The following is a 14,085-nucleotide window of genomic DNA, read 5'->3' on the forward strand; positions in this document are numbered from 1 at the left end:
GGGCGGAGGCCGCCAGGGCCAGCAGGCCGTCTATGTCCACGCTTTTCTCCGCCTGGGCGGCCCCGCATCGCCGTGGCCCGGGACAAGGCGTTCTGCTTCTACTACGCCGACGGCCTGGAGCTGCTGGAGGCGCTGGGGGCCGAGCTGGCGGAGTTCTCCCCGCTGGCGGACGAGGCGCTCCCCGAGGGTACCTGCGGCCTCTACCTGGGGGGCGGCTATCCGGAGCTGTTCGCCGGGGCCCTGGCGGCCAACGCCCCCATGCGGGAGGCGGTGCGCGCCGCCGTGGCGGGGGGGCTGCCCACCGTGGCCGAGTGCGGCGGGTTCCTCTACCTCAACCGGCTGCTCTCCGACGGAGAGGGCCGGGACTGGCCCATGGCGGGGGCGCTCCCCGGCCGGGCGGCCAACACCGGCAGGCTGGGCCGCTTCGGCTATGTGACCCTCACCGCGAAAAAGGACGGCCTGCTGTGCCAGGCGGGGGAGAGCTTCCCCGCCCATGAGTTCCACTACTGGGACAGCACCACCCCCGGAACCGATTTTCATGCGCAGAAGCCCCAGAGCGACCGGGGGTGGGACTGCGCGTTCCACACCCCGACGCTGTACGCCGGCTTTCCCCACTTCCACTTCTGGGCCGCGCCGTCGGCGGCCCGCAATTTTGTGGCGGCGGCCCGCCGCTATGCACAGGAGGCAGCGCTATGACACTGGATCAGGTGATTGCAGGAATTACCCCCGCCGATATGGCGGCCATGGAGCGGGCGAAGGCCCGGTGGGACTCCATCGCCAAGCCCCTGGGCAGCCTGGGGGCGCTGGAGGAGGCGGTCATCCGCATCGCCGGCATGACGGGCAGCGCCGACGTGGACATTTCCAAACGGGCGGTGGTGGTCATGTGTGCCGACAACGGCGTGGTGGCCCAGGGGGTCACCCAGACCGGCCAGGAGGTCACCGCCATCGTGGCGGAGAACATGTCCACCGGCGACACCAGCGTGTGCGCCATGGCCCGCTCCGCCGGGGCGGAGGTGGTGCCCGTGGACATCGGCACGGCCGTCCCCCTCACCGGGGCGCGCATCGTGCAGCGGTGCGTCCGCCGGGGCACCGCCGACATGACCCAGGGCCCCGCCATGAGCCGGGGGGAGGCCGTGCAGGCCGTCCTGACCGGGGTGGAGACCGCCCGGGAGCTGTGCGCCGGGGGCGTGCGCCTGCTGGCCACCGGGGAGATGGGCATCGGCAACACCACCACCTCCTCCGCCGTGGCCGCCGTGCTGCTGGGCCAGGAGCCGGTGGTGATGACCGGCCGGGGGGCCGGCCTGTCCGACGCGGGCCTGCAGAAGAAGATCCACGCCATCGAGACCGCAGTGGCGGTGAACCGGCCCGACCCCGCCGACGTGCTGGACGTGCTCCACAAGGTGGGCGGCCTGGACATCGCCGGGCTGGCCGGGGTGTTCCTGGGGGGCGCCCTGTGCCATACGCCGGTGCTGGTGGACGGGTTCATCTCCTCCGTGGCCGCCCTGGTGGCCGCCCGGTTGTGCCCGGCCTGTAAGGACTACATGCTGGGCTCCCACGCGTCGGAGGAGCCGGCCAGCCGGCTGGTGCTCTCTGAATTGGGCCTGCGCCCCTTCCTCTACGCCGGGATGCGCCTGGGCGAGGGCACCGGGGCCGTGGTCGTCATGCCCCTGCTGGATATGGGGCTGGCGGTCTACCGGGAGATGGCCACCTTTGAGGACACCAACATCGAGGCCTACCAGCCCTTAGGCTAGGGGGGGATTGCATCCCCCCATGGATACGGCGGCTTCACACAGATTTTTATTTGAATTTGCCGCAAGTGGGCGAAACTCTGCGAGGCGGTAGGGCGGGGGCTTGCCCCCCCCGAAGGAGGTGCATCCATGCTGATACTGGTCTCCGGCGGCTCGGCCAGCGGGAAGTCGGAATTTGCCGAGGGGCTGGTCGCCGCCTCCGGCCTGGAGACGCGGGCCTACCTGGCCACCATGCAGGTGTGGGACGCCGAGAGCGAGCGCCGGGTGGAGCGCCACCGCCGGATGCGGGCGGGCAAGGGGTTTGCCACCGTGGAGTGCCCGGTGAACCTGGCCGGGGCCGTCCTGCCGGCCGGATGCGCCGCCCTGCTGGAGGATCTCTCCAACCTGACCGCCAACGAGTTTTTCGGCCCCCAGGGGCGGGAGGGGGCCTTCGGCCGGGTGCTCTCCGGCGTGGAGCGGGCGGCGGAGCAGGCCGCCCTGCTGGTGGTGGTCACCAACGAGCTGTTCTCCGACGGAATGGACTACGACCCCGAGACCCTGGCCTACCTGGACGTGCTGGCCCGGCTGAACCGGGCGGTGGCCCAGCGGGCCGACCGGGTGTACGAGGTGGTCTGCGGCATCCCCATCGCCTGGAAAGGAGCAAACCCGTGAAATCCCTCATCATTGCCTTTGCCATGTACTCCAAGTTCCCCATGCCCCGGGTGGACTGGGAGAAAAAGGCCCTCTCCTGGGCCCTGTGCTGGTTCCCGCTGGTGGGGCTGGCCGTCGGGGCGGTGCTGTGGCTATGGCTGGCCCTGGCCGGCTGGCTGGGGTTCGGCGCGGTCTTTACCGCCGCCCTGGCCCTGCTGCTCCCCATCGCCCTCAGCGGCGGCATCCATCTGGACGGCTTCTGCGACACCTGCGACGCCCTGTCCTCCCACCAGAGCCGGGAGCGGAAGCTGGAGATTCTGAAGGACTCCCACACCGGGGCCTTCGCCATCATCTGCTGTGGGCTGTACCTGCTGGTGTTCTTCGCCGCCTGGTGCGAGGCGGCGCCCGCGGGCCGGGCCGCCCTGGCGCTGGCCCTGGGGCCGGCCTTCTCCCGCAGCCTGTCCGGTCTCTTTGCCGTCACCCTCCCCAACGCCCGGGGCACCGGCCTGCTGGCCACCTTCACCGGCCCCATGGACGCGGTCAAGGCCCGGGGAGTGCTGGCGGCGTGGGCCGTCCTCACCGGAGGGGCCATGGTGGCCGCGGATGTGCGGACGGGTCTGGCCGCCCTGGCGGGAGCGGGTCTGGCGTGCGTCTACTATGTGGTGACCGCCCGGCGGCAGTTCGGCGGCGTCACCGGCGATCTGGCGGGGTTCTTCCTCCAGCTGTGCGAGCTGGGGATGGTGCTCTGCGCGGCGGTGGGGCAGAGGCTGGAGGTGCTGTTATGATTTTGATTATCGGCGGCGCGGGCCAGGGCAAGCTGGACTACGTGCTGCAAAAGACCGGGTACGGCCCCGCCCAGGTGGCCCGCACCCCGGAGGAGGCCCGGACACGGCCCGTCTTTGCCGGGCTGGAGGACTGGCCGGAGCTGGACGAGGCGGCGCTGCTGGAGGCCAACCCGGACGTGATTTTGATCTGCGACGAGGTGGGCTGCGGCGTGGTGCCGGTGGAGCCGGCCCAGCGAGCGCACCGGGAGGCGGTGGGACGGCTTTGCTGCCGCCTGGCGGAGCGGGCAGAGCGGGTGGAGCGCATCTTCTGCGGCCTGCCCATGGTATTGAAAGGAGAAGGCCCATGGAACTGATTCTGATGCGCCACGGTACCACCCAGGGCAACCTGGAACGGCGCTTTATCGGCACGCTGGACGTGCCGCTGCTCCCCCAGGGGGAGGAGCTGGCCCGGCGGGTGGGCGCCACCCTGCCGGCGGTAGAGCACATCTACCGCAGCCCCCTCCAGCGCTGCCGCCGCACCGCCGAGCTGCTGTGGCCCGGCGTGGAGATGACGGTGGTGGATGAGCTGCGGGAGAGCGATTTCGGCCCCTTTGAGGGCAAGAACCACGAGGAGCTGAAGGACGACCCCCTCTATCAGGCGTGGCTGGGCATGGGGGACAGGCCCAACTTTGCCGCCATGCCGGTGGGGGAGAGCGCCCAGCAGGTCACCGACCGGGTGTCCATCGGCCTGGAAAAGACGGCGGCCGACGCCGCCCGCCGGGGCTTTGGCCGGGTGGGCGTGGTGTCCCACGGCGGGGCCCTCATGGCCCTGCTGGCCAAGTACGGCCGGCCGGAGCGGGACTACTACGGCTGGATGTGTCCCAACTGCGGCGGCTTCCGGGCGGAGCTGAATCCGGACACCCTGGAGCTGACCATTCTGGAGGAGTACAGGGGGGAGAAGGGGCTATGAGCTGGGGGGTATCCCACCTGCTGGCCCTGCTGACCGGCTTCTGCCTGGATCTCCTGCTGGGGGATCCCCACTGGGCGCCCCACCCGGTGCGGGCCGTCGGTGTGCTGATCGCCGCCCTGGAGAAGCTTCTGCGGCGGCTCTTTCCCAAGTCCCCCGGCGGCGAGCTGGCCGGCGGCGCGGCGCTGGTGGCGCTCACCATCGCCATTCCAACCGGCCTCACCGCCCTGTTGCTGTGGGGGTGCGGCCTGCTCAGCCCCTGGCTGGCTTTCGCGGCGGAGGCGCTGCTGTGCTATCAGCTGCTGGCCGCCAAGTCCCTGCGGGACGAGAGCGACAAGGTGTACGAGGCCCTCAAGGCCGGAGACCTGCCCGGCGCGCGGCACGCCGTGTCCATGATTGTGGGGCGGGACACCGAGCGGCTGGACGAGGCCGGCGTGGCCAAGGCGGCGGTGGAGACCGTGGCGGAGAACGCCTCCGACGGGGTGATCGCCCCCCTCATCTTCCTGGCCCTGGGCGGCGCGCCCCTGGGTATGCTCTACAAGGCGGTCAACACCATGGACTCCATGGTGGGCTACAAAAATGACCGCTATCTCTACTTCGGCCGGGCGGCGGCGCGGCTGGACGACGCGCTCAACTTTCTCCCCGCCCGCATCGCCGGGGTGCTCATGTGCCTGGGCGGCGCGGCGGCGGGTTACGACGGGAAGAACGCCTGGCGGATCTTCCGGCGGGACCGGAAGAGGCACAAGTCCCCCAACTCCGCCCACACCGAGGCGGCCTGCGCCGGAGCGCTCCAGCTCCAGCTGGCGGGGCCCAACTACTACTTCGGCCAGCTGGTGGATAAACCCACCATCGGCGACGATCAGCGGCCGGTGGAGGCCCTGGACATCCTGCGGGCGGGCCGGATTCTCTACGCCACCGCCTTTTTTGCCCTGCTGCTCTTCTGCGGCGTGCCCCTGCTGATTCTGCTGTTCCCGTAACACCGGCCCGCCGCCCCACCCGTCCACCATCCTGACCAGAGAGAAGGGAATCACCATGACCCCATATACCCACGGCGGCGACGTGCTCACGGCGCGGGCCCGCTTCGGCGGCGACGTGCTGGACTGCTCGGCCAACCTGAACCCCCTGGGGATGCCCCCGGCGGTGCAGGCGGCCGCCGCGGCCGCCCCCGCTCCGGGCGGCCATCGCCGCCCACGACGGGGTGGCGCCGGAGCAGGTGCTCTGCGGCGGCGGGGCGGCGGAGCTGATCTTCCGGCTGGCCTACGCCCTGCGGCCCCGGCGGGCGCTGGTCACCGCCCCGGCCTTCTCCGAGTACGAGGAGGCGCTGACGGCGGCTGGGTGCGCCGTGACGCGCCACCCCCTGCGCCGGGAGAACCGCTTTGACGTGGACGGCGGGCTGCTGGACGTCATCGCGCCGGGGGTGGAGCTGGTCTTCCTCTGCACCCCCAACAACCCCACCGGGCGGCTGGTGGACGGGGCGCTGCTGCGGGCGGCGGCGGAGCAATGCCGGGCCGTGGGGGCGGTGCTGGCGGTGGACGAGTGCTTTTTGCCCCTCTCCGACGGGGCGGGGCCGGGGCTGGCCCCCTGTCTGGCGGAGCACCCCAACCTGCTGCTCCTGCGGGCCTTCACCAAGAGCTACGCCATGGCGGGCCTGCGGCTGGGCTACGCCCTCTCCGCCAACGGCGGACTTCTGGAGCGGATGGCCGCCGCCGGCCCGCCCTGGAGCGTCTCCACCCCCGCCCAGGCGGCGGGGCTGGCCGCCCTGGAGCAGTGCCCCGACTGGCCGGAGAAGGCCCGGACCCTGCTGGCGTCGGAGCGCCCCGCCCTGTCGGACGGCCTGACCGCCCTGGGGCTGGAGGTGGTGCCTGGACAGGTTAACTACCTGCTGTTCCGGGCGGCGGGCGCGGCCGATTTGAAGGAGCGGATGCTCATGCGGGGCGTGCTCATCCGCTCCTGCGCCAACTACCACGGCCTGGGGAACGACTGGTACCGGGTGTGTGTGGGACAGGCGGAACAAAACCGGCGGCTGCTGGCCGCCTTAAAGGAAGTGTTGTGATGGCCAACGCGATTATGATCCAGGGAACCGCCTCCAACGCGGGCAAGTCCCTGCTGGCGGCGGGGCTGTGCCGCATCTTTGCCCAGGACGGCTATAAGGTTGCCCCTTTCAAATCCCAGAATATGGCCCTTAACTCCGCCATCACCCCCGACGGCTTCGAGATGGGCCGGGCCCAGGTGGTGCAGGCCGAGGCGGCGGGGGTGGCCCCCGACGTGCGGATGAACCCCATCCTGCTCAAGCCCACCAGCCACGTGGGCTCCCAGGTGATCGTCAACGGCGTGCCCCGGGGCACCATGGCGGCGGGGGAGTACTTCCGCTATCGCAAGAGTCTCATCCCCGAGGTGATGGCGGCCTACGAGTCCCTGGCGGCGGAGTACGACATTATCGTCATCGAGGGGGCGGGCAGCCCGGCGGAGATCAACCTACGGCAGGACGACATTGTGAACATGGGCATGGCCCGCCGGGCTAACGCCCCGGTGCTCCTGTGCGGCGACATCGACCGGGGGGGCGTGTTCGCCTCCCTCTACGGCACGGTGAAGCTGCTGGAGCCGGACGAGCAGGCGAGGATCAAGGGCCTGATTATCAACAAATTCCGGGGGGATGTGGATATCCTCCGCCCCGGTCTGGGGCAGCTGGAGGCCCTCTCCGGCAAGCCGGTGCTGGGAGTTGTCCCCATGATGGACGTGGATGTGGACGACGAGGACTCCCTCTCCCACCGCCTGAGCGGAGGGGGAAGGGTGGGCCTGGTGGACATTGCGGTGGTGCGCCTGCCCCGCCTGTCCAACTTCACCGACTTCAACCCCCTGGAGCGGATGGAGGAGGTCACCCTCCGCTACGTCCGCAATCCCCGGGAGCTGGGGCGCCCCGATCTGGTGATCCTCCCCGGCACCAAGAACACCATGGACGATCTGCGCTGGCTGCGGGAGAGCGGCATGGAGACCGCCGTGCTCAAGCACGCCTCGGCCGGCGGAGCGGTGATCGGCATCTGCGGCGGCTATCAGATGCTGGGGAATACCGTCTCCGACCCCGACGGGGTGGAGGGGGGCGGCTCCCTCCGGGGCCTGGGCCTGCTTCCCGCCGACACGGTGTTCCAGGGGGAAAAGACCCGCACCCGGGTGACGGGGGCCTTCCGCGCCCCGGAGGGGCTCTTCCGCGCCCTGGCCGGCGTGGCCTTCGAGGGCTACGAGATCCACATGGGCCGCACCGAGAGCGGGGCGGCCCCCCTGGCGGAGTTCACCACCCAGACCGGGGAGCGGCGCTCCGACGGCCTCAGCGCGGGCAACGTGTGGGGCTGCTACGTCCACGGCATTTTCGACAAGGCGGCGGCGGCCGCCGCCCTGGTGAACGCCCTGCTGGCGGCCAAGGGGCTGGAGCCGGGCGCGGCCAGCGTGGACTGGCAGGCGTACGCCCAGCAGCAGTACGACAAGCTGGCGGCCGGCCTGCGGGCCAGCCTGGATATGAAACGCATTTACCGGATTCTCAACGGGGAGGAATAGAGACATGAAACACATCGAATTGCAGCGGGTGGCCCCCGCGGACATTGAGGCCCGGAGCATGGAGCTCATCGGCCAGGAGCTGGGGGAGCGGGTGTTCCCGGCGGAGCAGCTGCCCGTGGTCAAGCGGGTGATCCACACCACCGCGGACTTTGAGTACGCCGACAATCTGGTCTTTTCCGCCGGGGCGGTGGAGGCGGGCATCGCGGCCATACGGCAGGGCTGCACCATCGTCACCGACACCCAGATGGCCTTCTCCGGGGTGAACAAGCGGGTGCTGGAGAAATTCGGCGGCCGGGCGGTGTGCTTCATGTCCGACCCGGACGTGGCCGCCGAGGCCAAGGCCCGGGGGGAGACCCGGGCCACCGTGTCCATGGAGCGGGCCGCCCGGCTGGAGGGGCCGCTGGTGCTGGCCATCGGCAACGCCCCCACCGCCCTGGTGCGGGCCTGCGAGCTGATCGACGCGGGGGAGCTCAGGCCCGCCCTGGTCATCGGCGTGCCGGTGGGCTTCGTGAACGTGGTGGAGAGCAAGGAGCTGCTGCTCACCCTGGACGTGCCCCACATCGTGGCCCGGGGGCGGAAGGGCGGCAGCAACGTGGCCGCCGCCATCTGCAACGCCATGCTCTATCAGGCCAGCAACAACGCGCGGGAATAACGGGAGGGACGCACGATGACAGAGAGAGCGGTTCTGGCGGTGTCCTTCGGCACCAGCCACCGGGACACCCTGGAGAAAAACATCGCGGCCATTGAGGCCGAGCTGGCCGCGGCCTTCCCGGAGCGGGCGGTGCGCCGGGCCTTTACCAGCGGCATGATCCTCCGCAAGCTGGCGGGGGAGGGCACCCACATCGACAACGTGCCCCAGGCGCTGGAGCGCCTGCTGGCCGGGGGCTGTACCGACGTGGTGGTGCAGCCCACCCACGTGATGAACGGGGAGGAGTACCACAAGCTGCTGACCCAGGCGGAGCCGTACCGCGCCCGCTTTGCCCGCATGGCCTTCGGCCGCCCCCTGCTAACGGCGGCGGAGGACTACGCGGCCCTGGGCCGCGCCCTGATGGAGGCGCTGCCAGCCCAGCGGGCGGACACCGCCGTGCTCTACATGGGCCACGGCTCGGAGCACCAGGCCAATTCGGCCTATGCCCTGATGGAGTACACCTTCCACGATCTGGGTCGGAAGGACGTGGTGATCGGCACGGTGGAGGGCTACCCTGGCTTCGGGGAGGCCCTGCGCCGGCTAAAGGAGCGCCCCCAGGTGCGGAGGGTGGAGCTGCGCCCCCTGATGACCGTGGCGGGGGATCACGCCAAGAACGATCTGGCGGGGGATGAGGAGGACTCCTGGCGGCGGCGTCTGGAGGCCGAGGGCTACGAGACGGCCTGCGTGCTCACCGGCCTGGGGGAGTACCCGGCGGTGCGGGCGCTGTTTGTGGAGCACGCCAGGCAGGCGGAACAGCTCCAGGCGGAAGCCTGTTGATATAGATCCGGGGGCCGGAAACGGGAAGACGGGTGCAAATCCCGCGCAGTCCCGCTGCCGTAAGAGAACAGCCGGTGCGCACGGGCCACTGGGGCGACCCGGGAAGGCGCGCAGCGGCGGAGACGCTCAAGCCGGAAAACCGTGCCGGCTCCGAATTCACAGCCACCTACGAGCGATAGGAAAGGATGAAACACATGATGAATCAACGAAACACACGGCTTCTGCGCACGGCAGCGGTGCTCGTCGGCCTGCTGGGCGTGCTCACCATGAGCGCCTCGGCCATGCACATTGCCGAGGGCTACCTGCCGGTGGGCTGGGCCGCCGGCTGGGGCGTGGTATGCGTCCCCTTTGTGGTGGCGGGCTTCCTCTCCATCCAGAAGAAGATCGCCCAGGCCCCCAAGGCCAAAATCCTGCTGGCCATGTGCGGAGCGTTTGCCTTTGTGCTCTCCGCGCTGAAAATCCCCTCCATAACCGGCTCCTGCTCCCACCCCACCGGCGTGGGGCTGGGCGCCATCCTGTTCGGGCCCATGACCATGGCGGTGCTGGGGCTGATCGTCCTGCTGTTCCAGGCTCTGCTGCTGGCCCACGGCGGCCTGACCACCCTGGGGGCCAACACCTTTTCCATGGCCATCGCCGGCCCCATCGTGTCCTGGGCGGTCTACAAGCTGCTGCGCAAGGCAAACGCCCCGGCGGCGGTGGCGGTCTTCGCCGCGGCCGCGCTGGGCGACCTGTTCACCTATGTGGTGACCTCGGTGCAGCTGGGGGTGGTCAACGGCGGCATTGGGAAATTCCTGATGGTGTTCGCCGTCACGCAGATCCCTCTGGCCATCGCCGAGGGCCTGCTGACCGTGGTGGTGTTCAATGTGCTGGAGAAGTACAGCCGGGAAGAGCTCCACGCCCTGTGCGTGCTGTAAGGAGGGAACCGGAATGAAGGTATGGCAGAAAAATCTGATCCTGATCGTGCTGGTGGTGCTGCTGGCGGCGCTGCCGCTGTGGCTGCTGCCCAACGCCGAGTTCGGCGGCGCGGACGGCCAGGCGGAAGAAGTGATCCTGGAGCTTCAGCCCGACTATGAGCCCTGGTTTGAGCCGATTCTGGAGCCGGCCAGCGGCGAGGTGGAGTCCCTCCTCTTCGCCCTCCAGGCCGCCATCGGCGCGGGCGTGGTGGGCTTCGTCCTGGGCCGCATCACCAAAAAGCCGGAAAAGAGGGATCAGGGCTGATGGGAACCGACCGCTACGCCTATCAATCGCGGCTGCGGCGAATCTCCCCCATGCCGAAGCTGCTTCTGACCGGCTCGGCGCTGGTGCTCTGCCTGCTCTGCGACAGCGTAACGGTCGGCCTGGTCACCCTGCTGGGGATGTGGGGGCTGGTTACCGCCCTGGGCGGACTCAGCCCCCGCGTCTTCCTGCGCTTTCTGTGCATCCCGATGGCCTTCCTGGCCGTCGGATGCGTGACGATCCTGATCAACAGCTACCCCCAGGGCGCGCCGGTGCTGCTGGCCGTGCCGGTGGGGGAGCGGCTGTGGGGCTTTGACGGGGCGGCGCTGCTCCGGGCCGGGCGGCTGTTCTGCAAGGCACTGGGGGCGGTGGGAGCCATGTACTTCCTGGCGCTGAACACCCCGATGACCGATGTGACCATGGCGCTGGAGCGGCTGCACGTGCCCCACCTGATGGTGGAGCTGATGGAACTGATCTACCGCTTTATCTTTGTCCTGACCGAGACCGCCTCCCGCATCCGCCTGGCCCAGGAGTCCCGGCTGGGCTATCAGGGGCTGCGCCGCTCCCTGTCCTCCCTGGGCACCCTGGCCTCCATGGTGTTTCTCCGGGCGTGGCGGAAGGCGGATCGGGTGTATACCGCCCTGGAGTCCCGCGGCTACAGCGGAAGCCTGGTCACCCTGTCCGGCGACTATGCGCGGGGGGCGTGGCTCTACCCGCTGACGGCGGCGGTGGCGGCGGTTCAGCTGGCGGCATGGTATTTCGAGAGGAGGGTGATGGGATGATGGAGGCCGCGATTGAGGCCAGAGAGCTGCGCTATATTTATGAGGACGGCACGGCGGCGCTGAAGGGCATTAACCTCCGGGCCGAACGGGGAAAGATCACGGGCATTCTGGGGGCCAACGGGGCGGGCAAGTCCACCCTGTTTCTGAACCTGAACGGCGTGCTCCAGCCGTCCGACGGGGAGATTCTGCTGGACGGCGTGCCGGTGAAGCGGGATCGGAAGGGGCTGACCGAGCTGCGCCGCCGGGTGGGCATTGTCTTCCAGGATCCGGACGACCAGCTCTTCTCCGCCGACGTGTACCGGGATATCTCCTTCGGTGCGGTCAACCTGGGCCTGCCCGAGGCGGAGGTGCGCCGCCGGGTGGAGGCAGCCATGGAGCGCACGGGGGTGTCCCACCTGCGGGACAAGCCCACCCACGCGCTCTCCTTCGGTCAGAAGAAGCGGGTGGCCATCGCCGGCGTGCTGGTCATGGAGCCGGAGGCGCTGATTCTGGATGAGCCCACCGCCGGACTGGATCCCCAGGGGGTGAGCGATCTGTTGGAGCTGCTGACCAGCCTGCGGGACAGCCAGGGCATGACCATTCTCATGGCCACCCACGACATGGACGTGGTGCCCCTGTGCTGCGACTACGCCTACCTGCTGGGCGGGGGAAGCGTGCTGGCCCAGGGAACGCCGGAGGAGCTGTTCACCAAGGCGGAGCTGCTGCGGGCCAACCACCTGCGCCTGCCCCGCATCGCCCATCTGATGGCGATTCTCCGCGACCGGGACGGCCTGGACGTGACCCCGGTGGGCACCATTGGGGCGGCCCGGCGGGAACTGCTGCGATTGTTGAAACAGGAGGAGTTATTGTGAAACGAGGCATTCTGTACGGCGTCGGGGTGGGCCCCGGCGATCCGGAACTGATTACCCGCAAGGCCCAGCGGATCATCGCCCAGGCGGCGGTGCTGGCGGTGCCTGACAAGGGCAGCGGGGAGAAGACCGCGCTGACCATCGCCGGAGAGCTGGCCGAGGGGAAGGAGATTCTCCTCTGCGACGCCCCCATGGTGCGGGACGAGGCCGCCCTGGACGCGGCCTATGAGGCCAACGCCGACCGGGTGTGCGCCCTGCTGGACGGGGGGAAGGACGTGGCCTTCCTCACTTTGGGCGATCCCACCGTCTACTCCACCTACCTCTACCTCCACCGCAAGGTGACGGCCCGGGGGTATGAAGCGGAGATCATCCCCGGCGTGCCCTCCTTCTGCGCGGTGGCGGCCCGGCTGGGTGCCGCCCTGTGCGAGAAGTCGGAGCGGCTGCTCATTGTCCCCGCCTCCCACAAGGACGTGGACGACTGCCTGGACGTGGACGCCAACCTGGTGTTCATGAAGGCGGGCCGGGAGATCGGCGCGCTGAAGGAGAAGCTGGCGGAGAAGGGCCTGCTGGAGCGGGCGTCCATGGTGGCCAACTGCGGCATGGAGGGGGAGGCGGTCTACCCCCGCTTCGCCGAGCTGACCGATGGCAGCGGCTACTTCTCCGTGGTGCTGGTGAAGAAGGGGGAAGAGGCTTGAACATCCGTATGACCGGCCTGGACTGGCGGAAGGCCCCCATCGGTCTGCGGGAAGCCCTCTCCTTCACCCGGAGCCGGGTGGTGGAGCTGGACCGGCTGCTCCGGGCGGCGGAGGGGGTGGAGGGCTGCGTGCTCCTGTCCACCTGCAACCGCACGGAGCTCTACCTCTCCTGCGCCTCCGGGGCGGAGCCGGAGCCGGGGGCGCTGCTGTGCGCGGCGGCGGGGCTGCCCTACGCCCCCTTCGCCGGGGCCTTCGTCACCCGCACGGGGGAGGAGGCTACCCGGCACCTGATGGAGGTGGCCGGCGGCCTGCGCTCCCAGATCTGGGGGGAGGATCAGATCCTCACCCAGGTGAAGGGGGCGGCGGCCCCCGCCCGGGAGGCCGGCACGGCGGACGGGGTGCTGGAGATCCTGTTCCGCAACGCCGCCGCCGCAGGCAAGGAGATCAAGACCAAGGTGCCCCTCACCGGAGTGCCCCGCTCCGCGGCCCAGAGCGCGGTGGAGCGGCTGGCGCGGGACGCAGGGGGCCTGGAGGGCAAGCGGGCCCTGGTCATCGGCAACGGGGAGATGGGCCGCCTGTCCGCCGCTCTGCTCCACCGGCTGGGGTGCGCCGTCACCGTCACCCTGCGCACCTACCGCCACGGGGAGACCGTGGTGCCCGCCGGGTGCGCCGTGGCCCCCTATGAGGAGCGCTACGCCGCCATGAAGGGGGTGGACCTGCTCCTCTCCGCCACCACCAGCCCCCACTACACTATCTCCGCCCGGGAGCTGGCGGCGGTGGAGGACCACCCCCGCCTGCTGGCCGACCTGGCTATCCCCCGGGACATCGAGCCCGCCGTGGGGGAGCTGCCCGGCGTGACCCTCTACAACGTGGACTCCCTAGGGGTGGACACACGGCGGGAGGTGCCCGCCGCCGCCGCGGAGATCGTGGAGCGGCACCTGGAGCAGATGGCCCAGTGGGAGAACTACCGCTCCTGCCTGCCCGGCCTGGAGCGGGTGAAGCAGGCGGTGGCCGCCCGGGTACTGTCCACCGATCTGGACGGCCCGGAGGCCAGGGGCCTGGTGGAGCTGGCCGTGGGGCGGGCGGTGGACCTCCTCTCCGGCGCGCTCAAGGAGAACCTGACGCCGGAGGAGCTGGAGCGCTGCGCCCGCAAGATCGAGGTACATACCGCCGCCAAACCCAGGTGGCCCCTGCCCGAGCAGCGGCCCCTCCGCTTCCCGCTGTTCGTCAATCTGGCGGGGGAGAAGGCGGTGGTCGTGGGCGGCGGGGCCGTCGCCTGCCGCCGGGCGGAGGTGCTCTCCCGCTTCGGCGCGGAGGTGACGGTGATCGCCCCCCGCTGTAAGACCCCGCCCCAGGGCATACAGTGGGAGGGGCGGCCCTATGCCCCCGGCGATCTGGCCGGGGGGGGGGGGGGGGGGGGGG

The 14,085-nt window shown here is 70.2% G+C and carries 16 protein-coding genes, 1 pseudogene and 1 riboswitch; all 17 genes and pseudogenes read left to right on the plus strand.

Annotated features, from left to right (window positions below):
- Window positions 1-696: pseudogene (locus ACESY8_RS14310) on the plus strand (cobyrinic acid a,c-diamide synthase); the annotation flags it as partial.
- A complete protein-coding gene (cobT, locus tag ACESY8_RS14315; RefSeq protein WP_498794807.1) occupies window positions 693-1,751 on the plus strand; it encodes a nicotinate-nucleotide--dimethylbenzimidazole phosphoribosyltransferase in 1,059 nt (352 codons plus the stop codon). The pseudogene ACESY8_RS14310 and the gene cobT, both read left to right, overlap by 4 nt.
- A 126-nt stretch (window positions 1,752-1,877) precedes the next feature.
- Window positions 1,878-2,399, plus strand: coding sequence for a bifunctional adenosylcobinamide kinase/adenosylcobinamide-phosphate guanylyltransferase (locus tag ACESY8_RS14320; protein ID WP_054339512.1), 522 nt, complete (start codon window positions 1,878-1,880; stop codon window positions 2,397-2,399).
- Complete coding sequence (locus ACESY8_RS14325; RefSeq protein WP_065534129.1) at window positions 2,396-3,163, plus strand: adenosylcobinamide-GDP ribazoletransferase; 768 nt, start codon at window positions 2,396-2,398, stop codon at window positions 3,161-3,163. Before ACESY8_RS14320 ends, ACESY8_RS14325 begins: the two co-directional genes overlap by 4 nt.
- Window positions 3,160-3,516, plus strand: coding sequence for a bifunctional adenosylcobinamide kinase/adenosylcobinamide-phosphate guanylyltransferase (locus ACESY8_RS14330; protein ID WP_024725328.1), 357 nt, complete (start codon window positions 3,160-3,162; stop codon window positions 3,514-3,516). Before ACESY8_RS14325 ends, ACESY8_RS14330 begins: the two co-directional genes overlap by 4 nt.
- Window positions 3,507-4,112: a histidine phosphatase family protein gene (locus ACESY8_RS14335; RefSeq protein WP_009260214.1), complete on the plus strand. Its 606-nt coding sequence runs from the start codon at window positions 3,507-3,509 to the stop codon at window positions 4,110-4,112. Before ACESY8_RS14330 ends, ACESY8_RS14335 begins: the two co-directional genes overlap by 10 nt.
- Entirely contained in the window at window positions 4,109-5,086 is a 978-nt protein-coding gene (gene cbiB, locus ACESY8_RS14340; protein ID WP_021630369.1) for an adenosylcobinamide-phosphate synthase CbiB, read from the plus strand. The genes ACESY8_RS14335 and cbiB overlap by 4 nt, the downstream gene beginning before the upstream one ends.
- A 221-nt stretch (window positions 5,087-5,307) precedes the next feature.
- Window positions 5,308-6,162 carry a pyridoxal phosphate-dependent aminotransferase gene (locus ACESY8_RS14345; protein WP_498794808.1) on the plus strand — a complete coding sequence of 285 codons (855 nt, stop codon included), beginning with the start codon at window positions 5,308-5,310 and terminating at the stop codon, window positions 6,160-6,162.
- A complete protein-coding gene (locus ACESY8_RS14350; protein WP_044941392.1) occupies window positions 6,162-7,658 on the plus strand; it encodes a cobyric acid synthase in 1,497 nt (498 codons plus the stop codon). Before ACESY8_RS14345 ends, ACESY8_RS14350 begins: the two co-directional genes overlap by 1 nt.
- A 4-nt stretch (window positions 7,659-7,662) precedes the next feature.
- Window positions 7,663-8,310 (plus strand): precorrin-8X methylmutase, encoded by a 648-nt coding sequence (locus ACESY8_RS14355; RefSeq protein ID WP_044941394.1) that lies wholly within the window; start codon window positions 7,663-7,665, stop codon window positions 8,308-8,310.
- Window positions 8,311-8,325: 15 nt separating this feature from the next.
- Window positions 8,326-9,123 (plus strand): sirohydrochlorin cobaltochelatase, encoded by a 798-nt coding sequence (locus tag ACESY8_RS14360; protein WP_044941396.1) that lies wholly within the window; start codon window positions 8,326-8,328, stop codon window positions 9,121-9,123.
- A riboswitch (cobalamin riboswitch) is annotated at window positions 9,115-9,286 on the plus strand. It overlaps the preceding gene by 9 nt.
- Before the next feature lie 31 nt (window positions 9,287-9,317).
- Window positions 9,318-10,037: an energy-coupling factor ABC transporter permease gene (locus ACESY8_RS14365; protein ID WP_044941397.1), complete on the plus strand. Its 720-nt coding sequence runs from the start codon at window positions 9,318-9,320 to the stop codon at window positions 10,035-10,037.
- A gap of 13 nt (window positions 10,038-10,050) precedes the next feature.
- Window positions 10,051-10,341: an energy-coupling factor ABC transporter substrate-binding protein gene (locus ACESY8_RS14370; RefSeq protein WP_009260221.1), complete on the plus strand. Its 291-nt coding sequence runs from the start codon at window positions 10,051-10,053 to the stop codon at window positions 10,339-10,341.
- A complete protein-coding gene (gene cbiQ, locus ACESY8_RS14375) occupies window positions 10,341-11,120 on the plus strand; it encodes a cobalt ECF transporter T component CbiQ (protein WP_009260222.1) in 780 nt (259 codons plus the stop codon). The genes ACESY8_RS14370 and cbiQ overlap by 1 nt, the downstream gene beginning before the upstream one ends.
- Window positions 11,117-11,971, plus strand: coding sequence for an ATP-binding cassette domain-containing protein (locus ACESY8_RS14380; RefSeq protein WP_009260223.1), 855 nt, complete (start codon window positions 11,117-11,119; stop codon window positions 11,969-11,971). Before cbiQ ends, ACESY8_RS14380 begins: the two co-directional genes overlap by 4 nt.
- Window positions 11,968-12,663: a precorrin-2 C(20)-methyltransferase gene (gene cobI, locus ACESY8_RS14385; protein ID WP_054339429.1), complete on the plus strand. Its 696-nt coding sequence runs from the start codon at window positions 11,968-11,970 to the stop codon at window positions 12,661-12,663. The genes ACESY8_RS14380 and cobI overlap by 4 nt, the downstream gene beginning before the upstream one ends.
- Window positions 12,660-14,085, plus strand: a 1,426-nt coding sequence (locus ACESY8_RS14390; protein ID WP_498794809.1) for a glutamyl-tRNA reductase, incomplete at its 3' end; no start/stop codon positions are given. The genes cobI and ACESY8_RS14390, both read left to right, overlap by 4 nt.

Source organism: Clostridium sp. ATCC BAA-442, from assembly GCF_964239415.1.
In the GTDB taxonomy this organism is placed as follows: Bacteria; Bacillota; Clostridia; order Oscillospirales; family Oscillospiraceae; genus Flavonifractor; species Flavonifractor plautii.